12 protein-coding genes are annotated in these 23,753 nt (G+C 44.4%); 3 read left to right on the forward strand and 9 right to left on the reverse strand.

Annotation, left to right across the window (positions count from 1 at the left end):
- Positions 1-181 precede the first annotated feature (181 nt).
- The 7 genes from CEX98_RS16125 to CEX98_RS16155 form a co-directional block, all read right to left on the reverse strand.
- Positions 182-2,236 carry a S9 family peptidase gene (locus CEX98_RS16125; protein ID WP_099643056.1) on the reverse strand — a complete coding sequence of 685 codons (2,055 nt, stop codon included), beginning with the start codon at positions 2,234-2,236 and terminating at the stop codon, positions 182-184.
- Between the two features lie 191 nt (positions 2,237-2,427).
- Complete coding sequence (locus tag CEX98_RS16130) at positions 2,428-5,583, reverse strand: efflux RND transporter permease subunit (protein WP_099643057.1); 3,156 nt, start codon at positions 5,581-5,583, stop codon at positions 2,428-2,430.
- Between the two features lie 15 nt (positions 5,584-5,598).
- Positions 5,599-6,765 carry an efflux RND transporter periplasmic adaptor subunit gene (locus CEX98_RS16135; RefSeq protein WP_099643058.1) on the reverse strand — a complete coding sequence of 389 codons (1,167 nt, stop codon included), beginning with the start codon at positions 6,763-6,765 and terminating at the stop codon, positions 5,599-5,601.
- Between the two features lie 229 nt (positions 6,766-6,994).
- Positions 6,995-9,385, reverse strand: coding sequence for an ABC transporter permease (locus tag CEX98_RS16140; RefSeq protein ID WP_242441734.1), 2,391 nt, complete (start codon positions 9,383-9,385; stop codon positions 6,995-6,997).
- On the reverse strand, positions 9,382-11,769 hold the full coding sequence (locus CEX98_RS16145) for an ABC transporter permease (RefSeq protein ID WP_099643060.1): 2,388 nt from the start codon (positions 11,767-11,769) through the stop codon (positions 9,382-9,384). Before CEX98_RS16145 ends, CEX98_RS16140 begins: the two co-directional genes overlap by 4 nt.
- A gap of 7 nt (positions 11,770-11,776) precedes the next feature.
- Entirely contained in the window at positions 11,777-12,484 is a 708-nt protein-coding gene (locus CEX98_RS16150; RefSeq protein WP_099643061.1) for an ABC transporter ATP-binding protein, read from the reverse strand.
- A 10-nt stretch (positions 12,485-12,494) separates the two neighbouring features.
- Positions 12,495-13,736 carry an efflux RND transporter periplasmic adaptor subunit gene (locus tag CEX98_RS16155; RefSeq protein WP_099643062.1) on the reverse strand — a complete coding sequence of 414 codons (1,242 nt, stop codon included), beginning with the start codon at positions 13,734-13,736 and terminating at the stop codon, positions 12,495-12,497.
- Positions 13,737-14,145: 409 nt separating this feature from the next.
- Between CEX98_RS16155 and CEX98_RS16160 the strand changes: the two genes are divergently transcribed.
- Positions 14,146-16,650 (forward strand): zinc-dependent metalloprotease, encoded by a 2,505-nt coding sequence (locus tag CEX98_RS16160; protein WP_099643063.1) that lies wholly within the window; start codon positions 14,146-14,148, stop codon positions 16,648-16,650.
- Between the two features lie 109 nt (positions 16,651-16,759).
- On the opposite strand, the gene CEX98_RS16165 is transcribed toward CEX98_RS16160, so the two are convergent.
- Positions 16,760-17,374: a PQ-loop repeat-containing protein gene (locus CEX98_RS16165; protein WP_099643064.1), complete on the reverse strand. Its 615-nt coding sequence runs from the start codon at positions 17,372-17,374 to the stop codon at positions 16,760-16,762.
- A 212-nt stretch (positions 17,375-17,586) separates the two neighbouring features.
- On the opposite strand from CEX98_RS16165, the gene CEX98_RS16170 reads away from it, so the two are divergent.
- Together CEX98_RS16170 and CEX98_RS16175 are read left to right on the forward strand one after the other, a co-directional pair.
- Positions 17,587-18,762, forward strand: coding sequence for a tetratricopeptide repeat protein (locus CEX98_RS16170; protein WP_099643065.1), 1,176 nt, complete (start codon positions 17,587-17,589; stop codon positions 18,760-18,762).
- 212 nt (positions 18,763-18,974) lie between these two features.
- The gene (locus tag CEX98_RS16175; RefSeq protein WP_099643066.1) at positions 18,975-20,777 is read left to right on the forward strand and encodes a PKD domain-containing protein; all 1,803 of its coding nucleotides are present in this window, start codon (positions 18,975-18,977) and stop codon (positions 20,775-20,777) included.
- A 115-nt stretch (positions 20,778-20,892) separates the two neighbouring features.
- On the opposite strand, the gene CEX98_RS16180 is transcribed toward CEX98_RS16175, so the two are convergent.
- A complete protein-coding gene (locus CEX98_RS16180; protein ID WP_099643067.1) occupies positions 20,893-23,703 on the reverse strand; it encodes a TolB family protein in 2,811 nt (936 codons plus the stop codon).
- Positions 23,704-23,753 lie beyond the last annotated feature (50 nt).

Here is a 23,753-nt window from a genome sequence, read left to right on the forward strand (position 1 = left end):
GGAGCGAGTGTACCTCGCGCTCTCTTCACGGCTCGCCGCGTAAAACGGCTGCTACCAGGGTATTCACTCTATGGGAGCGAGTTTACCTCACGACCTCTTCACGGCTCGCCGCGTAAAGCGGCTGCTACCAGAGTATTCACTCTGTGGGAGCGAGTTTACCTCGCGATCTTATAAAAGCGCCTTACTTTGCATCCAATAAGCTGATAAAGAATGCCATTTCTAGTGCCCTTTCGTGCAAGCTTTTAAAGCGACCAGATGCACCGCCATGTCCTGCTTCCATATCTGTCTTAAAAATCAACAAATTATCATCCGTTTTATATTCACGCAACTTGGCCACCCACTTCATAGGCTCCCAATACTGTACCTGAGAATCATGAAGGCCCGTTGTAACCAGAATATTTGGATATGCTTTAGCCTCGATATTGTCGTATGGAGAGTAGGCCAAAATAGTGTGATAATCAGCTTCATTATTCGGATTACCCCATTCATCATATTCATTCGTCGTCAGCGGAATAGACTCATCTAACATGGTAGTAAGCACATCTAAAAATGGCACATGACATCCTAAGCCTAGATAGCATTCAGGCGCTTGGTTTGCGATAGCTCCCATTAACAGACCACCAGCACTCCCTCCTGATGCAAATATTTTATCCTTGTGACCATAGCTGCGCTCGACCAAGGCCTTAGTTACATCAATAAAGTCGTTGAAGGTATTTTGTTTATGGGCTTTTTTACCTTGTTCATACCATTCACGACCAAGCATTTCAGAGCCTCTAATATGCGCAATTGCATACACAAAACCTCTGTCTAACAAACTCAATATTTGGCTTGAGAAGTTAGGATCAATCGTAATACCGTAGGAACCATAGCCATACTGTAGCAGTGGATTGCTCCCATCCTGATTAAACATATCTTTGCGATATACCAGCGAGACAGGCACGTTAACACCATCACGCGCGGTAATGTGCAGACGCTCTGAATGGTAATATTCAGGTTTGAAATCACCTAATACTTGCTGTTGTTTTTTAAGTACTTTCTTCCCTGTCACTAAATCACAATCGTACACCGAACTTGGCGTCGTCATACTAGAATAATGAATACGAATGTGGCTTGAACTTGGCTCAGGGTTATTACCGATAGTGGCAAAATAACACGCATCATCAAAGCCTAAGTGGTAACTTTGCCCCAGATAATCGTGAACAACAAAGCGGATCTGCCCCTGCTCCCGCTCGGTAACTACAAAATGACTGTCAAATAACTCTAAACCTTCTAACAGCACATGCTCACGGTGGGCCACTAATTCTTCCCAAAGCGCCACATTACCAACGGTATCAGAGGTTGCACGCATCAAGCGGAAGTTTTTGGCGTCTTTGTTACTAAGAATGTAATAATGATCCCCCATTTTCTCTAGGCCGTATTCATGACCTATCTCTCTTGGGATCAGTGTTTTAAATTCGCCAGTCGGGTCATTCGCATCCAGTATTAGCTGATCGCTGGTTTCTGTCGCAGCAAGATAAATAAAAATCGCACTTTCATCACGACTTTTCCCCAGTCCCATGTAAAACTGACGATCTTGCTCTTCAAACACCAAAATATCATCGCTTTGGGGCGTGCCCAACACATGGCGATAAACCTGAAACCCCAGCAGGGTTTGCTCATCTTTCTTAACGTAAAAGACCGTTTTATTGTCATTAGCCCACACTACTTGTCCTTCCGTATTGTGTAATACGTCTTGCAACAGTGTGTTTGTTTTCAGATCGAGAAATTTAATGGTGTAAATACGGCGACCATCTGTGTCTTCGCTATACGCCAGTAATTGCTCGTGAGGACTTACGGTAATATCACCGATATCGTAAAACTCATTACCTTGCGCTAACTGGTTAACGTCCAGCAGTAAAGTTTTATCCGACAAGTCTTCTTGTGACGCGCGATAGTGTTTGGCGTATTCGTCATCGCCATTTACTTCGCTGACATACCAGTAGTTGCCATCTTTAGCTGGTACGGAGCTGTCATCTTTTACAATGCGGCCTTTCATCTCCTCAAATAACTGAGTTTGCAGTGCTTTGTGGGGTGCCATTTGCGCTTCACAATACTCATTCTCAGCTTCCAAGTGTGCCAATACCTCTTGGCTTTTACGCTCATCATCACGCATCCAGTAGTAATTATCGATACGCTCATGATTATGGTGCAGCAAAGATTTCGGCTGCTTTTTGGCTAGCGGTTGTGTTTTATCCATCACCTAGTTGTCATCCTAAATTCGTTATTTTTTGCCAGTGTATCACAGCAAATTTAGGAGTTAACAATCATCTAAAGTGTCTGAGTATGTGGGGAGCTTAAGATAGACCAAAATGCTTGATACAGTAACTCCAAAACAAAAAAGCCGAGCATTACTGCTCGGCTTTTTGTTTGCATAACGATAGTGCGTATTTATTGCACTTCCGCTTCCTTTAACGGCTCGTCATCAGACTTTGGTTTGCGTCTGATTTTAGCTTTAAGGCGTGAACCTGCGGCCTGTATATCCGTTAAAATAATATATAGCGCAGGTACAAGTACGAGCGTAATCAATGTTGCGAACAACACGGCAAATCCAAGTGAGACAGCCATTGGGATCACAAATCGTGCTTGTAAGCTGGTTTCAAAGATGATTGGCATTACACCAGCAAATGTCGTAATGGAGGTCAGCGTGATAGCCCTGAAACGCGCACAACCCGCTTCAATTACAGCATCTTTAATGCGAACGCCCTGGGCACGGGCTTGGTTAATGTAATCTGTCATTACCAAGGAATCATTGATCACAACCCCGGCTGCAGCAACTAGACCAAACATCGACATGGTACTCATATCTAAACCAAATATTAAATGGCCCCAAAGCGCACCAACTAAGCTAAACGGGATCACCGACATCACAATCAGTGGTTGCGCATAACTCTTCAGTGGTACCGCTAATAAGATATAAACCATCAGCATACCCGCAGCAAAGAATAAGATCTGTTCGCTGGTTTGCGCTTGACGTTCTTCCACCGTACCACCGAGCTTAGTTTTCACGCCAGGGAATTGCTTTAACAGCTCAGGTAAGATGTTTTCTTCGATGTTCTTTACCACCTCATCTGGTTCGATAAGCTCTTCATCGATACTGCCGTATACGTATACCGTCCTAAACCCGTCTTCACGACGAATATAGTTAATACCTGGCTTTTCGGTAAACTCAACCACATCACCTAGCATTACCTCTTTGCCTTTTGGTGTCGTAATAATCGTACGCTTCAGTGAAGCTAAGGCTTTACGATCAAGCTCAGGGTAGCGCACCATCACTTTAATCTCTTCACCATCACGGATCACCCGCTGGGCTTCGCCGCCGTAGAAGCTATTTCCAACTTGGATCGCCACATCAGCGAGCTGTAAACCAAGCTCATAAGCGACTGGCTTTAACGCAATTTGCATTTCTTTGCTGGCAGGGTCAATACTCGAACTAATATCAAATAACCCTGGTTGCTGCTGTAACATCGAGATCAATTGTCTACCCGCGGCGTTAAGCGTATCAATATCAGAGCCGAGGAGACGATAACCAAACTCACCTTCACCACCGCTTTGATCACCCACACTGTCATATACAATAATGGACTTCACCGCCGTGATTTCAGGCATCGCTTCACGCCAGCGACGTGCAAGTTCAAATGCCGTAAATGGCCTTAGCTCTTCATCTACCAGAGTCGATAGCACTGACCCCTTGGTACGGCTTTGGTTCCAAGAATACACATCTTTAATCATGCCCTGACCGAACTCTTGGGTGATCTCTTTATCGATATTACGTACCATCAACTCAATAGACTGCATTGCAGCAATCGTCTGCTCATCCGATACGTTATCATTCATTGTGATTTCAATCTTCGGATAGTCTTCAGGCACTTTCGGGAACGGAATAAAGCGTACAAGATTCGACGTCACTAAGCTAAAGCTAAACACCAACATAGCAATAAAGCTCAGCAGTACAGTCCAACGCCAGTCCACACAACGCTGAATAAACCGCTTATATGGGCCATTTACAAAGGCAAAGAACTTTTTGTTAAACGCAGCTCTGCGACTATTTGGGCGCATTGGTTTGATTTTAGTATGGGCGATATGCGCCGGTAAAATCCACTTAGATTCAATTAAGCTGAATATCAAACATAGGATAATTACCCCAGAAATAGATTTAAAAAACGCGCTTTCGGGGCCTGAAGAAAACATCATAGGCGCAAATACCGCGATGGTGGTCAATACACCAAACGTGGCAGGCGTGGCTACGCGCTTGGCACCAATCACAACGTTTTTAACACTATGACCATTACGCTCTATTTCGGAATAGGCGGATTCCCCGATGACAATGGCATCATCCACCACAATCCCCAATACCATAATAAAGGCAAACAAAGAGACGATATTGATGCTGATCCCAAGAGGAGGCATAAACAAGAAAGCCCCAAGGAAACAAACGGGTAAGCCTATCATTACCCACAACGCTAACTTGAAGCGCAGGAAGATAGTCAACATGATTGCAACCAATAACGCCCCTTGTAGCATATTGCTCTTCATCATTTCCAATCGAGCATTGAGATAGTAAGTCATATCAACAATCGGCTCTAACCTTAGGCCAGAAGGTAAGGTTTGGTTCTTTTCTTCAATATACTTGTGCACCGCTTGCGCGATTGGGATCATGTTTTGTTCTTTGGTTGCTTTTACCGACAAGAAGACCGCATTTTCACCATTCAGACGGAAGTAATATTCACCTTCGGTTAAACCATCTTTAATCTCTGCGATGTCCTGCAGATAAACCTTAGCGCCGTTATCCCCTACTTTGACAGGAATGTTCCTAAACTCATTACCACGATACATTTGGTTTTCAACACGCACCGCAATAATGCCAGATTCAGTTCTAATTTGACCGGCAGAAATATTGGTCGAATAGCGCCTAATCGCACTGCTCACGTCACTAATCGTTAGGTTGTAGCGACGCAGTGCATCTGGGTCAACTTCAATACCAATTTCATAATCAGGAGTCGAACGGTCTACCAACGAAATCGTCGAAATCTCTAGCAGTTCATCTTCTATCTCTTTCGCAATGGGCTTTAGCGCACTTAACGGCAGGTTACCTGCAAGAGCAATATTAACCACATCCTGACGAAACTCTACGAGCTGTACTTGCGGCGGCTCCATAGATGCTGGAAACGTTGCAATACTATTGACTCTAGAACGGATTTTATCCTCAACTTCAGTCAAGTCTTCGTCTTTGTAGATCTCCAGTTGCGCACTACCACTGCCACGGGCTGCTCGGTACACTCCTTTTTTAATCTCTGTAACGTCTTTTAATGCTTCTTCAATCTTGATCAAAATCCCTTCCTCAATTTCCTGAGGAGAGGCGCCCGGATATACAGCCGAAACCGTCACATAGTTGATTTCGATGTTTGGAAACATTTGCCTTTGAATGGTCATATAACTGATAAGACCCATTATCAGTATAAATACCATCAATAAGTTTGCCGCTACCGTGTTATTCGCAAAATAGGCGATAATGCCGCGCTGCGGTGCTTTTTCTATATCACTCATGGTCGCTCCTTGCTGTTACAGCTTTTCCGGCTGACTACTTGGCTTTGATGACGAGTCCGTGCCTGCAACTTTCACTTCCATGCCCTTCTGTGGGTATTCAGGTGGTGTCATGACCACTTTATCGCGACTAGTAATTCCCTCACCAACCAAGAAAAACTCACCTTCTTCGCGGATCACTTGTACCTTGCGAGGCTCTAGTTGATTATCTTGGTTTAGTAACCAAACTGATTGGTTGTTGACGATATCTTGTGGCAAACGATAAATCTGCTTTAAGGTTTTGCCAGCGAAACTGACTTGAACGTAAGTGCCATACTTCACCGCAGGCTGACGCGTTGTTAGTCCATAAGGGTCTTCAATACGTACCACCAAGTTGTTCATACGTGTTTGCTGGTCAACAATACCTAAGTCGCGGTCGATTACCGCTTCGCGGCTAAATGCATTTACTCCGCGCTGATACACGGTTGCAGCAAGCCCTGAAACACGCTCAGGCAGAAATACCGAATCAAACCCGGCAATCGGAATAATCACTTCTGCAGTTTCAATGTTGTTTAACACCCCCACTGAACTGCCCATAGAAACAAACTGGCCAAGGCCCACGTCTTTTTTCACAACCAATGCATTATACGGTGCGATCACTTCACAATTTTCAAGATCTCTTTTTGCACGTTGCAGTGCTGCTTTGGCTGACTTGACAGACGCCTTTGCACTCATCACTTGTGGTTTACGTAAAAATAGGTCGGTATGCTTTTTATTTGGAAATCTTCTCGCTTCATCAGCAGCCACTTCCGCTTGTGCTTGCTCTTCGATAAGCTGTGCTTCCGCTCTGGCGAGCTCGGCTTCCGCTTGTAGTAATGCAGCTTCATAGTTATCTTGTTCGATACGCAGTAGCACTTCACCTTTTTGCACTACCCCACCCTCAATAAAGTTAGGGTGCCAATATTCCACCTCTCCAGAGACCTGAATAGAAAGCTGGGTGCTCTCAAGGGGTTTTACTTCGCCATAACTTTGGATCACTACCTGGTGATCTTGGGCGGCTAATGTTTCAACTTCAACAACAGGACGAGAATCAATTTCTTGTTTCTCAGGCTCACTTTTAGCAACTGCATTAACGACATTAAAGCCGACAACACCCACTATAAGCACGGTAAAGGGTAGAATCCATTTTAAAGTTTTAGCTTGCATGATAGTACCTATTGATAATTTCCTGACCGTATAGTAACAAGTTTAGCGCGTTCTCGGATGTGACATTTGTAAGAATCTGTTACACCTTAAACACACCATAGTGACCCGCAACTCAAGACTGGCATATTATTTAGTTATTTCAAACAATTAAAGTAAGCTTAAGTCACAATAAAACTGTCGATTTCAGTCTCACTTTCGCAAGCCCAATAACAACTTTTTAGGGTTTTTGTCACAAACTAGCGCTAGTGCTAAGTTTGATTTGCTTTGAAACATGATGAAGTTCAAGTACAAAAACAATACTGCCGATCAGTACGCTAGCAATCAGCATGTAGATCCCTAACTGTATCGTTAGAATGCCGAAGATACTGCCAACCAACAAAGATAGGGCATAAGAGAAAAGGATCACAGTGAGCAACAGATAAGCACGTGCTTTACACCGCTCTAGCAAAATATCCCTTATCTTCGCGCCAACCAGACGTTTAATGTTAAAAACAGGCGCACTGAGGATCGCTAGGTAACCGAGTAAACCGTACGTGCCAGCAACAACCTGTAATAGCATCATTAATGCTATCGCTAACCCAGCAAAAAAGCTTAGCATGGCGGTTTTATTAAGCTGCTGCATGCGCAGGTTTAAATCTACCAACCTAAGTATAGACTGACTTGGATTTTCTCGTTTATAAAGCTGCGTTAGGGTACTCAAACGTAGCGGTGAATCTGTTTTTGCACGAACGATGATATTTCCACTGATAAAGTTAAAGGGCAAATACGCTAGTGCTTGTGTTTGTAGGCCGTGACTAAAGGTATTTTCCACGATACCAACTAACTCGACCGGTCGCTGACGCCTATCATAAAGCGTAATGCCAATATCGTTGCCGTCCACTGCCAACATGTCAGCTAACTTCTCATTGATGATCACCTTTTTCCCTGCACCTGTAGCGGTCATATCAGCTTGTTCAAACCCACGCCCTGCGGTAAAGCGCTGCTTCGTCGTCGCAAAATAATCAGGGCCACTCAATTGCAAGTAAGCAGTTACTGCATCACTGCCATCATCACCGCGACTTAATGGCTCCAAAAATACAAATTCATGAGGCATTACCCCAGCAAGCGCAGCACTGTCGATATCTGGGTGCTTCTTAAGCGCTGCGAGATTAATCATTGCCTGGTTATATCTCGCTTGGTTCGCTTCACTGGTGCGGGCATAGTTACTTTGCTGAAGCTCTATAAAATAAAGGTTATCGGAATTAAAGCCGTTAGGGGTCAGTAACTGACTCGCAAAATAACTCAGCAACCAAAACGCAAAACTCATCGTGACAATCCCAACGCTCATTTGGGTAAAGAGCAGCGATTGACTAATCCAATGAGGTAATTGTTTGGTTTGCCCTTTACCAGACCCACTGAGTTGACTACGAATATCGGAAAATGAGACTTGAGATATCGCCAATGACACAAATGTCCATGCGCATAGCTGACTAAACGCAATCACACTTACTATGCTCCACCACGGTACGGATAACCAAGTCACATGTGCTAAGCTTGCTTGTGTCCACACACGGAAAAGTGTTAACCCTCCCTGAGCAATCAATGCAGCCACACAGGATGACAACAAAAATACCACAGCAATGTAACGCCACTGCGTGTGCTTTAATCGACTCCGTTTGGCACCTAATGCAATAGCTAGCGCAAATTGCGCTTGTTTTGACTTAAAATCTAATAAATACAATGAAAATACATTAACTAGGGTGATCAGTAGTAGCGCTACCCCAGCGAAGACAAGCCAATGAGTCGTTGTTTTCAGTTGACCTTTTAGCTTGTCTACTAGCGGTTGAACGGCAAATTTTAATTCTACCCGACTAGACAAAGCTTGCTGTACTTGGGCCTGCTCAAATGCCGCTTGAAAATATGTCTGCTGTAAAGCTAACTGAGCAGTTACGTTATCCTTTCTTCTTAGCCCAACGAGAAATAAATCGCCTCGAATGGCTAAGTGATCCATATCGGTAATCCCGTTGCCCATAACCAAAGAGAAAGGAAGAAAGATGTCGCTCTTTTGGTTGGATTGAAATAGCTGCGGCTCTTTATCGTCGCAGGCAACCACCCCGACCACGGTAAAATACTGTTCGTCTAGTTGTATTTTTTGATCAACTATCTTGTTATTTGATAGATGTTGCCGCGCAAAACACTCACTAACCACGACTTCATTAACGCTTTCACCCAGCGTATCCGTTTGTGTAAACCATCTCCCCTGCTTGAGTGAAATATCAAACAACGAGAAAAACTCTCTATGTACATAAGTGGTCGATACCTTGGGCTCAACCAATGCTCCTCGCAACAGGCTCTGGTTATAAAATACCGCAGAGGCCTTTTCAAACAGCTGCTGGTCTTGCGATAACTGCCATGCAATAGGTGTAGACATCGCTTGGTCCATGATAACTTGGTGCTCTTCGTCTAGCATCGCGGTGTGTAGCCACACTAATCTCTCACTGTGAGGATAGGGCAAAGGTTGATATGCATGCCATGACAAGGCAATACCCATCATCAGCGCAGCAAAAGACAAACTCAGTAACGTTATCAAAACGAGATTGAGCCTAACCCTATTGATCAATTCTTGCCAGAACCTCATCATGATTCCTTTATCGTTGCAGAACGGTTGAGCAGTACACTCAGTGGCGTACGAAAAAGTCGCTGCAGGGATATCAGCAGACACGCGCTAGACACCACAATAATTCCACTTGCGGCTACTAAAAAATCAATCATATTAAAAGGCTGCTGAAAGTACGGAGACAGTAATACCGCTCCTGCTAAAGCAAGGGTTAGTGCAATCGCCACATGTTGGGCATGTGCAAAGAGTGCCTCTGCTCTTAAGTCTCGGAACTTAGCCCCTACCACAATTTTTGTCGCGTAGTGAGCAGCTCTAAGGGACTGTCCATATCGATAAATTCCAACTAGCCCAACAACGACCAAGAGTAACGCTAATAACAAGATAAACAATGCACCGTAGGTTACTAAGGTATCGGTCAATAAATACTGTGCTCGCTGAGTAGCCAATGACTTAAAGCTAAATATTTTTAAAGCTGGGTGTACTTGCGCAAGTAAGGCTGAAAAATGCGCTTTTTCGACTGGATGTGTAGTCTGCAGTAGTATGCTGTTTCGCCCTTGTACCGCGCGGTAAACATGCGGTAGCGATGGCTTGCCTGGCTCTACAAGATCGGCAACAACACCTATAATCTCAAATGCGGCGCTGTCATCAGTAATATTAAAACTCAGGCGCTTGCCAAGTGCTTGTTCCACTCCACCAAGCTGCTCAGCAAAGGTTTGATTAATGATTAAATGTTGTTCATCTTTCCGTACAGCTTCGCTATCGAAAAACTGACCTTGCAATAGCTCAAGCGAGAAAAACTCAAGATAACGACTATCAATGACTCGGCCAACGGGGTGCACTCGCTCAAGTGTTTCAACTTCTTGAAGCGACCAAGTACCTGTGTTTAGCTCTATCGGGGAACGACTGCGGCTGACCGCGATGACCTCTGCGGAATCTGCCAACGCCTCACTGGCTTGCAGCATTACTTGACGGTATTGTGAAGCTGGCATATTGTCAGGTGCGTACAACACCATTTCATATTTATTCTCTAAATCAACAGCATAGCTTTTTTGTAGGTGACTAAACGCAGCAATTCCCACTTTTAAACAGAAGAAAATCAATAGTATTGAGATGCTGAGCTGGCTGATAGCCATAAGCCGTTGGACTCGCTCACTGACCACTACCGCAGTACCTTTACCGCTTTGTTTTAGTGTGTCTGTTAGCCGGTGATAACGAATAGCTGACATCCCTCCAAAGAGCAATAACCCACTCACAATCAAGGCAATCACACATAAAACCAGTACGCTTTGCCAAGTCAGTGCTATCAATTGCGCCTGTGGAAGTAAGCCAACCAACACCTGTTGCAACCACTGACAGAGAAAGTAACTACCACAGATAGCAATAACCACAGAGACTAAGCATAACCGTAACAACGGCAACCATTGTGCCAGCGCGATGTCTTTTACTTTTGCCCCTACAACGGCTTGAATTGCCAATGTCCGTTGAATTTGGCTGAGCCTTGCAAGATGCAAGTTACTAATATTCAGAAGCGCAATACCGAGTAAACCAAGCGATGCCACAAAGATACCAAACAGTAAAATGGGCGACTTGCCAAGCATAATGGTTTTCAATGGCACCGCTCGGATCCCGATATGCCAATCAGCAAAATATTCACTCTCACTGACCTTACTTTGCCATAAAGTGTTCATTTCGTTCGAGAGAGAGCGTGAAACCTGTTCATGCGTAACCCCAGGTGCTAACTTTGCTACTAATAGATTTAACGGGTATCGATTCCACCAATAGGGTTTTGCTTCCTCGGAGGTTAAGTTATATTGCCACGGTAACCATACACCAGTCTGATGCGATAGCTTTTTTAAGTTAGGCTCGTCAAACCCCTGCGCTGCGACCCCTACTATGGTGAAGCTGCGAGCATCGAGCTTTAGTGTTTTGTTAAGAATATTAGGATCACCATCAAAGTGAGTCTGCCAAGCCTCATAACTTAATACGGCAACGGGGTTGCTCTGCTGAGTAGGCTCTGTGAGCGTCCTACCCATCGCCAGCGGCATATCGAAAACGCTAAACCACTCTGGCGATACATAAGCCGTTTCTACCCTAGGTGCTTGAGTGTGTGAAGTCAGCAATTGCTCCGCATAATGCACCAGTGCAAACTGGTCGATTGATTCTGGGTGGTGCTCGTATAAATGCATCAATGACGGATAGTTAAATGCTTCACTACTCTCATTACCATTTTCGTCGAACATGGGGTATTCCAGCTTAACGATACGTTCTGAGTCTTGATAAGGAAGTGGCGAAAAATACAAGCTGTGTAACATCCCCATTGCAACAAGCATGACAATAAAAACACAACTCAAGGTACTCACCACACCAATGTGATAAATACTAAGCGGGTTTGAGTTAACTCGTTTCATGCTTCCCTCACTTTGCTTGCTGCAAAATAGGCCGATTACTAGCCACCGTACCAAGCAATTCGCCATCAAATAACTTAACCTGCTTTGGTGCCATATCGGCATAACGAGGGTCATGGGTCACCATGCATATGGTAGTCCCTTGCTGATGTAGCTCAGCGATAAGCTGCATGACTTGATCGCCACTTTTCGAGTCTAGGTTACCGGTCGGTTCATCAACTAACAAAATACTGGGTTCAGTCACTAATGCACGGGCAATAGCGACACGTTGCTGCTGTCCACCAGAAAGCTGATCTGGTTTGTGCTGCGCTCGATGTGATAAGCCTACTTTTTTAAGGCAAGAGTCGACCCGCTGCTTTACCTCAGATTTACTAAGTTTTTTTGCTCGATATTTCAGCGGTAGCGCCACATTATCAAACACTGATATTTCGTCGATAAGATTAAAAGACTGAAAAACAAAGCCAATATGTTCGTTTCTCAACTCTGCCGCTTGATCTAATGTTAGTGTGGTCACATCGTGCGAACCAATGGTGTATTGACCAGAAGTGGCTCGGTCTATTAGCCCCATGATTGAGAGCAACGTAGACTTACCACACCCAGATGGACCGGAGATCGATATAAAGTCTCCTTGCGCTATTTCTAGCGAAATATTTCTCAGTGCATGTGTTTGTAGTTCTTCGGTTTCGAACACTTTATTGATGTTTTTCAGCACTATCATTTTGATATTCCTAATTTAATGAAATCGTTTCATCTAGACTGGCAAGGTGTGCAAGATCAGAGATGATAAGTTGACTTCCGGCTTCCACGCCAGAATCTATAACAATATATTTCCCAGTTGAAGCGCCAAAGTGGACTGCCACAGGCTGAGCCGTATTGTCACTATTTACCTTAAACAAGGTGTGAGTTTGATTGTCTTGAATGCTGGCAGGCCTTTGTACATAAGTGGCATTCGGTATATGGTTTATGGCAATGCTCGCCGAGATACTTAGCTGCGCCCGTGCTTGCTTAGGTAAGTTACGCGGTAGACTAACCTCCACCTCTACTGTGTTATCGGTCACCACAGGGTCAATACGGATCACTTTGCCGTGCACCACATTGGTTTGCATTTTCACCGCCACGTTTTGTCCGTTTTCAACCCATCTAACCTGCGACTGTGGCACGGAGAGTACCGCGACAAGGGATTGATTAGAGCCGATCAATGCAACTTCATCGCCGACGTTTAAACGCTGACCCAACGCCAGCGGCATACGCTCAATCATACCGGATGTATTAGCACGAATAGTAAGCTGTGCTTGCTTTTCGAGTAGGTTTTGCAACTCTTGGTTGCGGATGGCTACAGCTTCATCGGCCAAAGCAAGCGCAGACACATGCAGCGCCTCCAGTTGCTGTGCGCGCTGCTGAAGCATGCCTATTTCATGTTGTAAGGTGGTTAAACTCGTCTTAGTTTGGGCAAAATCAAGTGCTGAGATAATGCCCTTTTTAGCTAGGTTTTGCTCGGCTTCATGACGCAGTACCAAGGTTTTGTGTTCACCTTGCTTTTGCATCAATTGAGTTTGCTCATTGAGTAACTCCCGTTGCTGGGTCAAGACCAACTGCTCTCGCATTGCCTTAGACTGACGCAGCGCCTGCATGGCCTGTTGCACTTGCAAGGTAAGATCTGGGCTCACTAGCTGTGCAATCACTTCTCCTTTGTTCACCACCGCCCCTGCTTTATGGCGGATCATCTTAACAATCGCTGCACTTTGAGCATTCAATAGCATTTGCTCTGCACTTCTTAACTCCCCAAAACTCTCCACGGTGAGCGTTAATGGCCCTTGCTGCACTGGTGCAACCAAAATATCAGTACGGGCGACACTAAGATGGGATGTACGCTGCTGCCACAATAGCAAACTGATGAACAGTCCAACCACAAGCGTAACAAGTAGCGTGCGCTTAGTGTTTTTTGGTTTTGTTGGTTTAACTAAATCCATTACTCCTCCTCACAGACTCAGTACTAAGAGCGAGAAGCATGCCAAAATTAAATAAACAATACTTTCAATGAGTTAACAAAGCATTTAGACTATTGCACTACGAATATTCCGATTTCGGAGGCCCTTCTTCGGAATCGAAAACGTGATACACCTCTATAAATAACCTGAACTCGGGATAATAACTACCGTTTATCTTTTGTTACATTCATTTTGACTTGGTTTTCTGACATCCAAAACGGTTTTAGGTACACTCAAATACTATCATCATTCCACCTGAGGTTTAGACAAAGAGTCGCCTATCGCTTTATGAGTATGCCTCTCTATTCAACGTCACTTTAGCCGCAGCGCTAAAACCGGCAGTTAAAGAGATATTCATGTCTACATCTCAGTTAAATTAAGGTCTAACAACATGAAAAAAACCGCATTGAGCATTGCACTCGCGCTGACATTTGCCAGCGCTCCCAGCTTTGCTAAAAAAGACAAAAAAGAAGAAGAAAAAACAATCGCATCGCTGATTGAAAATAAAACCAATATTGATGGCCTATTTCCACTTTACCAAGACAGCGAAAGTGGCGAGTACCTAATGCAACTAAGTGAGTCACAACTCGACACGCCTTTTTTATACTTTGCACATACCGTTGATGGTGTTCTTGATGCTGGCCATTACCGTGGTAGCTATCGTGAAACTAAGCTAATTGAATTCCGAAAACATTTTGACCGTATTGATATCATCAGTAAGACGCCACGATTTATTTTTGATGAACACTCAGCCATTGCCAACGCCAGTGAAGCCAATATCAGTGAGGCAGTATTAGCCAGTGTTGAAATTGAAAAAGCTGAAGATGGTAAAATCCTGATAAAAGCAGACAAGCTATTTTTAAGTGAGTCGCTCCATAAAGTGTCACCTTGGAAACGGGCAGGCGACAAGAATGCCAGCAAGCGCTTTGCATTAGGTAAATTGGACGATAAAAAATCTCGCATCATCAAGCACCGTCCTTATAACAACAACTTAGATATCATTGTTGATTATGTATTCAGTAATCCAGATCCTAAAGTCCAAGGCTCAAATGCAGTAACAGATCCGCGTTTTGTGAGCTTAAAAGTACAGCATAGCTTTATTGCTCTGCCAGACAATGATTATCAGCCACGCTATGATGACGCTCGCGTCGGTTACTTCACTAACCAGTTTGATGTGCAGACTTCTCCAGATTGGGCTCCATACAAAGATGTTATCAAGCGTTGGAACTTGGTCAAAAAAGATCCTAACGCCTCGCTTTCAGAGCCAGTAGAGCCAATCGTATGGTGGATTGAAAATACCACTCCGGTGGAATGGCGAAATACCGTACGCGACGGTGTGTTAGCTTGGAACAGTGCATTCGAGAAGATTGGCTTTAAAAATGCGATCGTCGTGAAAGTGCAACCTGATGATGCCAAGTGGGATGCCGGCGACATCAACTATAACGTATTGCGCTGGACCTCATCACCACGCCCTCCATTCGGTGGTTACGGTCCAGCTACCGCAAACCCATTAACAGGTCAAATCCTAGGCTCTGACATCATGTTAGAGTACGTATTTATGCGTAACCGTTGGATCTACGACACTTTATATTCACAAGGTCAGATGCACCATGGTGCTGATACACCAAGCGAGACGCTTAATTGCTCGCTTGGCCATGAAATGCAAAGCGAATTAATGACAGCAAGCTTATCAACGGGCGCTGATATTGAGCATAATGAGCTGTTACGCCAAGGCTTAACGCAACTTGTGTTACACGAGGTTGGGCACACACTAGGCCTTAACCATAATATGAAGTCTTCTATTCTTTGGGGGCCGAAAGAAATTCATGACAAGTCCAAAACTCAAGGGATCTTAACTGGCTCAGTAATGGACTATGCACCCGCAAACATTGCCCCTGTTGGTATGGAACAAGGTGATATCTTCCAAACTAAACCGGGCCCGTATGATGATTGGGCAATTGAATTTGGTTACAGCACGGCACTCAATGATCAAGCAAAAGAGCAGCAACGTCTTGAAACGATCTTATCTCGCTCAAACGAGCATGGTCTAGCGTTCGGTAACGATGCCGATGATATGCGTGCGCCGGGTCGCCATATTGATCCTCGCGTGATGATTGGTGACTTGTCTTCCGATCCTGTGACTTATGGTGTAGACCGCATGACACTCGTCAACAAGCTGTTCACCGAATTAAAGGATAAAGCGCGTGTTGAAGGCCAGTCTCACCAACAATTACTCACTTCAGCCAATATCTTATTCGGCCAATATCGTGGCCAAGCGCGTGTGATTTCACGTCAAATTGGTGGGGTGTATGTAGAGCGTAACGTGGTTGGCACCGAAGGTGATACAAAACCATTTATGCCAGTACCGGCTGAGCGCCAAAAAGCTGCGATGACAGCACTTAAGGAAATGGTTTTTGCACCGCAGGTGCTAGAAAGTATGCAACCACTGTACAACTATATGCAGGCACAACGCCGCGGCTTTAGTCACTATGGTAAAAACGAAGATCCTAAAGTGCATAAAATGGTACTAGGCATGCAAAAGTCAGTACTCGACCAATTGCTACACGTAAACGTATTACAGCGTATCAGCGACTCTACCTACTATGGCAATGAGTATAGCCTAAATGCGTTTATGAATGACTTAACGGGTGCTATTTTTGTTGCAGATAAAGACGCTACGACATTAAGCCAGAACCTACAAATTGAGTATGTAACTCGCCTAATCAATGTTGCGGGCCTAACTAAAGCCAGCAAATATGATAACTTGGCAAAAGCCGCTGCTTTATTCCAACTCCAAAGCATCTTGGATAAGAGCACAGCATGGGGTGCAGACCAAGCCACTAAAGCACATAAAGCGTATATTGATCGGATGATCACCAAAGCGCTTGAAGCGTAAGGTGAGCACTACTTGAATTCATCGCCATTAGGCTGAGGTGACCATGGAGAGGTTGATGCTGAGTGTTTCACTCGTATCAACTTCTCCATACTTTAATTTAGAAGTGATGTTACGCCAAGGCTGGACGAGAACGGTAATATTGGATACAACCTAGCTGAGCCGCATTCGTCAGCAGGATCATAACAAACATCAGAACGTGAGCCACACTTACATGTCCCAAACTCAATTCCGCAGCTAAACCAATACCGCCCGCTAAAAACTGCAGTGAGAAGTATCTCGCGCTCAGGTTTGAAACATCGCCACTTTTAATGGTTTTATAGGTTTGCGGCATAACCCGAATTGAACTCATCACTAGGCCCAAATACGTTAATGCATCCAGCAAGGTTGCCGCTTCAATGCCTTTAACCAACAATAACGCGAATGGTAGAGTGGAAATACCAAGTAGTAGCGCCAGTTGATTACGCTGTTTTGCGCTTGAATTGTAACGAACAAAGTAATATAAAATTAGGGCACTAAGTAACCCAGTCACGACAAAGGGTAGCACCATAAAGAAACGTTCGAAGAACACGTTGTAGGCAATAAAGTAGGTGCTTTGAGCAACACCAAAGCTCATCATAAGTAGCGATACGCCAGAAGCACTGCGATTTTTACGGATCTTCCTAATCAAAGGAATAAAGCTTAAAACCAAAACGAAAGAAGAAACGATCGGTAAATATTCGCTCAATGCTATCTCCAAATGTCTAAATTGTTGCTAAGTTAAAGTGCTGTAAAACCTTCAAGAACAAATTGTAAAACAATGATTTTTAAGGTTTTATTTTTTGAAGGCGCGCATTTTAAGAACTAGGCTTAAAAATACAAGCTAACGTGTCATATCCAGATTAAAGCGATGGCAAGGTTAAAATACAGGCGTATAAAAATGAATACAGGGGAGTAACAATGAAACTATGGTTAGTCATCTTTATTTGTACAGGATTGCTAGGCTGCAATACAACCACAGAAATAAAAAAGCACTTAAAACAAGAGGTTGATGTAACCACAATGTTTAACCACGCGCTTTTTATACCTCAACCTGTACTCTCAGAGCAAGCAATCTTTTCACTACCAGAGCATGAAGCCCAAGCTATTCAGCATTATGTCGAGCGTTACAAAAACAGCAATATGACCAAAGATGAAATACTGGGTAACTTTCTTCAAGCAAAAGTTGCGAATTTTAGCTATGACGGGGCCACCTTGATCGCTCAAGAAGCGCTAAGTCAACAAGCTGGAAATTGTATTTCTTTGGCAATACTCTCACAAGCATACGCCAATATATTAGGTGTAGAGACGCGTTACGCTAAAGTAGACAGCTTTCCCATGTATCAGAAGAATAGACACTTCGTGCTGACTTCAAGCCACTTCAAGACAAAGTTAATTACATCCACCAAAGCACAAAAAGATGACAGTATACTGTTAATGTCTGGCGGAACAGTGATCGATTACTTTCCAAATCAAGACAGTGTGTTTTCGGGCAATGCGCGCTATGAGGATTTGGTCGCCAAATTTTATGCCAACCAAGCTGTGTCAGCCTTATTGGAGGCAAACTATAATATGGCTTACTCTTTGTTATCCAGCGCACTGGAATATGCTCCCACCGATCCTGAAATTATTAATATAGCCGCCCTTTTACACAAGCATGCCGGCGACAGAGCAAGTGCAAAACGCATTTACGACTACGCCATACAACACCGGCTCACCAGTACTAACCTATTACTCAATTATTTGAGTTATATTCCTGCAGACCAAGTTGCGCTTAGAGATACGATCCAAAAGCAGTTAGAACAAAGCCCAGCGTCACCTTTTGACACCTTGAGCTTAGCGTCAAGCTATATTGAAAAGCAGCGTTATATAAAAGCGAAACAACTAATTGAACCTCTATTGCTTAATTATCACTACTTACCTGAAGTGTACGTTGAACTTGGAAAAATTGCCTACCTAGAGAAACGCTATGAGGCAGCTTCGCATTATTTTGATCAAGCGATTAAAAAATCCAGAGAAGCCTATAAAAAGGACATCTACACCGCGAAGCGCGGCATGCTCAACCAATTTATCAGCAACAGCACAGATACCGAATAAAGGATCCAAAAACAAAAATAGCATGGATAAAGTAAAATCAATGTTAAATTGATATAAACAAAACTTTACAAAATAAAATATCGTTTCTATTTTGGTGTGTGGATGTTCAAAAAAACACCATGACTTTTAGTGCTCTACAGTGTACTAAAAGTTCGGTGTAGAACCACTGCCAACTAACTAGTTGGCTCATTACACACTCAAAAGGAATAACAATGAAACGACACATTCTTGTCACAGCATTAGGTTTAGCATCGAGTTTGGCGATGGCACAAGCTCCATTAACTGAATCGCAAATGATGGAGTACACCAGTAAGGTTAGCAAAGCAACGATTGGTAAGAAGTACGAGTTAAACCTGCCACTCATTGCACAAAATAACACCGCTAATGCGTCAACATCAGCTCAAACCGTCGTGCAAACTATTTCACACCCAGGTGCAAGTTACATCAAACTGCACTTTAGTAACCTTAATCTAGCAAACGGCGGAAAGCTTATTGTACGTTCGGAAGATAACGCTGAGCGCTATGAGTACACACAAGCAAACCTACGCGCAGCCACCATTGACCCGAGCCTCGGCGATGATGGTATTAAGCAGTTTTCTGCGATGTCGGTCTCGGCAGAAAAGGTGGTAATTGAGTACACGCCAGGTCAAGATAACGCTGGAAAAATGCCAGAAGTCGATTTTTATTACCACGGCACAGAAGGGCAAGCCACTGTCGAAAGTATGAGCGATGTCACCCCCATGTCAACCTGTGGCGCAATGGAGCGTAAAGACGTACAGTGCTGGGCACAATCGCACCCTGTAGAATTTGAACGCTCACGCCCAGTGGCGCGGCTGCTCATGAACGGAAGTGGCTTATGTACTGGTTGGCGTGTTGGTGCTGATAACCGCATGTTTACCAACAATCACTGTGTTGGCTCTGCATCTGAGCTCGCGAATACCGAGGTGTGGTTTAACTATCAAAGCACTAGCTGTAACGGCAGTCAACGCGAAACCGTTGTCAAAGTAACGGGTAAAGACTTCCTAAAAACCGACTACACACTAGATTACACCCTGTTCACCATCAATGATTTTGCCAAGGCCCAACCGTTTGGTTACTTTGGATTAGATGTACGTAATCCATCGCAAGGGGAGCGAATTTATATTCCTCAACACGGCTCCGGTAACCCTAAGGAGCTATCTATTGAATCGGATCAAGACAATAATGGCCTCTGCTCGGTGAACCAAGCCACTGCCAATGGTAGAGGCACGGGCACTGATATCGGATACTACTGTGACACAATTGGCGGATCATCCGGTTCACCTGTGCTTGCGGCTTCCACGAATAATGTTGTTGCACTTCACCATTTAGGTGGCTGCACCAACAAAGGTGCCAAGATTAGTTTAATCTGGCCTCAGGTATCAAATCACTTTGGCGGTCAAATCCCAGTGGGTGATAATGGTCCAACAGATCCAACGCCGGTTGCTATGTTTACTTACAGCTGTACCGACCTAACTTGCAGCTTTGATGGATCAGCATCTAGTTCACCGGATGGTTCCATAACGCAATATAATTGGCAGTTCGGTGATGGCGCATCAGCTTCGGGCGCACAAACATCACACAGCTTTACCGACTCTGGTAGCTACAATGTAGAACTCACCATTACGGATAGTAATGGTGAAACTGCCTCTACGACACAACAAGTTGCGGTAACGCTGCCAGGTGAAGAGCAAAAGCTTTTCAAAGGAGTAGCAAAAACTGGGTTATCAGGTACTAGTGGTAGCGAAGTATTCTTTTATTACGATGCACCCGCCGGTGTTAATAATGTCACCTTTAATATCTCAGGTGGCACAGGTGATGCTGATATGTACGTGCTCAAAGATGCAGAGCCAACAACCAGCAATTGGACTTGCCGACCTTACCGCTACGGTAACACGGAGTCTTGTAGCTTGAGTGAAGGAGCTGGACGTTACTGGGTGATGATCCGAGGCTACACCGCCTATTCAGGATTACAAGTCATCGCCGATCATAATTAATCAAACAGTTAAAAGTGAGCGGGGCTTTCCCGCTCACTTATACCAATTGAATTAATTCTCTAATCAATTTGAAGGATTAAATAGCTCATTTACTTAATACATTTGGTATTAATTGCTACAGCTCATACCAAATACTAAACCAAACTCGGTTTTCATTCTCCATGTTGTGGCCCTCTACACGACCAACACCTGCACTAAACTGTAGATCGGTCAAGCCAGCCGGAGCAAAGTCGGCCGCCTTATCTAAAACCACCTTAGATAATGGTAACTGCATCTTAATGCCGTAATTTTGCCCAATCACCTCACCATCAAGCTGATGCTGTTTGTAAAAAAGCTTAGGCCTACCTTGCTGCCATGAAGTTGCGAATTCATAGCCTAAATAGCGGCTGCCGCTGGCAAATAAATGAGGCAACATCGGCTCACTGATCACATTCAGCTTATGACTCACACTAGTGCTAGTAAGTGCGCCACCACCGATTGATATAGGAACTTCACCACTGTAGCGACTATCAACCACAGCATAAAATGGCACATGCCACGCTTTTGCAAAGAGATTTAAGCGATAATCAAAGCCGTCGAGCTCACCTAGCCACTGATTTGCAACTACTTGTACTGCTGCACCGTGTTGCTGCGCGTCCCAAATCATGCGGCCATTAACACCATAACGTCCGCCATGCCACGACTCACTCCCTTGTTGCAAACGCACAACGCCTAGCTCAGGTTTCAAATAGTTGAGCATGTCACCAAAACGATAGCTAGATGAAAGCGCAAACTGCTTAAAGCGGGTCGTATCCCCCTCACTCAGTATCAAACTAGATTGCTTATCCGCTTCTAGGTTTTGATATCCCACATCCAATGTTGTTTCCCAGTTATGCTGATGATATTCGAGCTGGGCAAACCCTCCTAATAGCGCGCCATTATTGATGCTTTTTTCAAGTCCTAGCTGCCACGATAACTGCCTTAGGACATCTTGCCCTTTTAGTGCCACCCCAATATTATCAAAGGAGGCGCTGTTGAGTGCGCCGGATAAGGCAACAGAATAAGACTGGTCAAACATCGAATAATCGCTAGCAGGTTGTGCCGTTTGATCTATTTTCGCCGCTGGTAATTGATAAGGGTGATGCGCCTTTTGCTCGGCGCTATCTACTTGTTCCAATACGCTAACCGCATGCCAACTAGGCGCTACCAACTGCTCTATCTTGACGCCTTCAGGCGTGGCATAACTGATGAATAGTTTTTGCGAGTCAACCAGCACTTGTCGAAGTGGTTTAGCGCTCATCGGCAAGGTTTCAAGTAGTTTACTCGCTGGGTTATAGCGCATTACCGTTAAATGTCCCTCGATACCAGAAATAAAATAGAGTGAGCCGTCATCATAAGACCATTGTAATGCCGCTAGATACTGATGCGATTTAGGTAAGTAGACTATGTCAACCGAACCACTTACTAGATCTTTAATTGCAAGTTGCCAACGCTTATTCGGCGAAACGTGAACATAAGCCAATGTCTTCTTATTTTTTGCAAGCACCGGAAAGTCATAGACATCGCCAAGTATCGCTTCAGTGATTGGTGTTTGCTTTCCAGAGTCTAATGCTATCTTCACTAACTGTGAATAACCCTGACGCGAGACCTCAGCCACTATGGTGTTGGCATCCATAATGCTGAAGCGGCGAATGCCTGCGCTTTGTGTCAGTTGCTTTAATGTGCCTGTATCACTTTGCCAAACAAACAAATCGTTAATAAAGGTGTTGTTTGATGTTGGTGTTTTGGCCACAAAGTATATTTGCTTATCATCAAGCCATTGCGGGTAGTAGATTCCACCAAAATGGTGGGCATTCAATTGCAGAAGGCGCTTTTTTGGAAAAACATCTGGTGCAATATCCGGAATATCATTGGGATCGGCAGCTAAAACGGCTTGCTTACGCTCGTTAAATTGTTTAATTGCCTCTTCATTTGGTTTGGTTTCGTAAATATTAAGGGTGACTCGGCGTTTACGGTCCTGCTCTACGGCTAAAAACCGACTCCGATCAGGTGACAACACAATGTCTCTCGCACCATATGCAAACTGCTGCCAAAGCTCGCTTTCCACTGGAGGCAACGCCAACTCTTGCTGCATAGCTTGGTAGCTGTATTCAACAACAAAACGCCGGTATAACTGGCTGGCTGGTGCACCAAATGCACCGCTAAATGCGCTTTCAAAGCGACGAGATTGAACTGCTTGAACCCTTGTCCATACAGCATCTAGAGTCTGTGCTCCGTAGTTATCCTCAAGCCACGCTAAAAAGCGCACCCCCACCAAATAAGCCATGGAGTTAGAGAGATAAGACTTATCGCCATTATTCAGCGCGGCATAAGTAGGTAGCGCACCTTGCTGTGCATAATAACGCACAATGCTCTCACTGTAGTTATCATATAAACGTCCTCGCCCCGTTAATCTAGACTCTAGCAAGGTCGCGTATCCCTCGCTTACCCAACGGGGTAATACCGCATCGAGCAAATCAGTTATATCGTGCCAATCTCTGATCTGTTGTCGCCACTGATTACGACTAGGCTGTGAAAGGTGCACTAAATGAATATATTCGTGCAGGATCAGTAGTTGTTGCCAACTGGTATTGTTGGCAATCACAGAATCCGACTGCGGCGGCGTTGCTAAGAGTGCCATCATAGGCTTATCAGTGCTCGGTAAAGCAAACCCGTTCGCCGCATTATCTGGGTCATAGATGATCACATCCGCCCGCTCGTTAAGCGCCCGCCCTTGCTGTGCTAACACCTTCTCTCTTACTACCTCTAACTCATTCGCCGCCGAATAAGCCCAATGTTGTAAGGGTTGAGGGTAATGAACATTGAAGTTTTCCGTTTTAATGGTTTGCCATTTTGCCTGCAAACCAAAGCTCGTTAACGCGACAAAAATTATCAGCAGCGTGCGCATAACCTTTCCTAGACAATTTAATTGCGCCTAGCTTATCAAGAGATGAAAAA

Source organism: Pseudoalteromonas piscicida (assembly GCF_002744175.1).
GTDB lineage: Bacteria > Pseudomonadota > Gammaproteobacteria > Enterobacterales > Alteromonadaceae > Pseudoalteromonas > Pseudoalteromonas piscicida_B.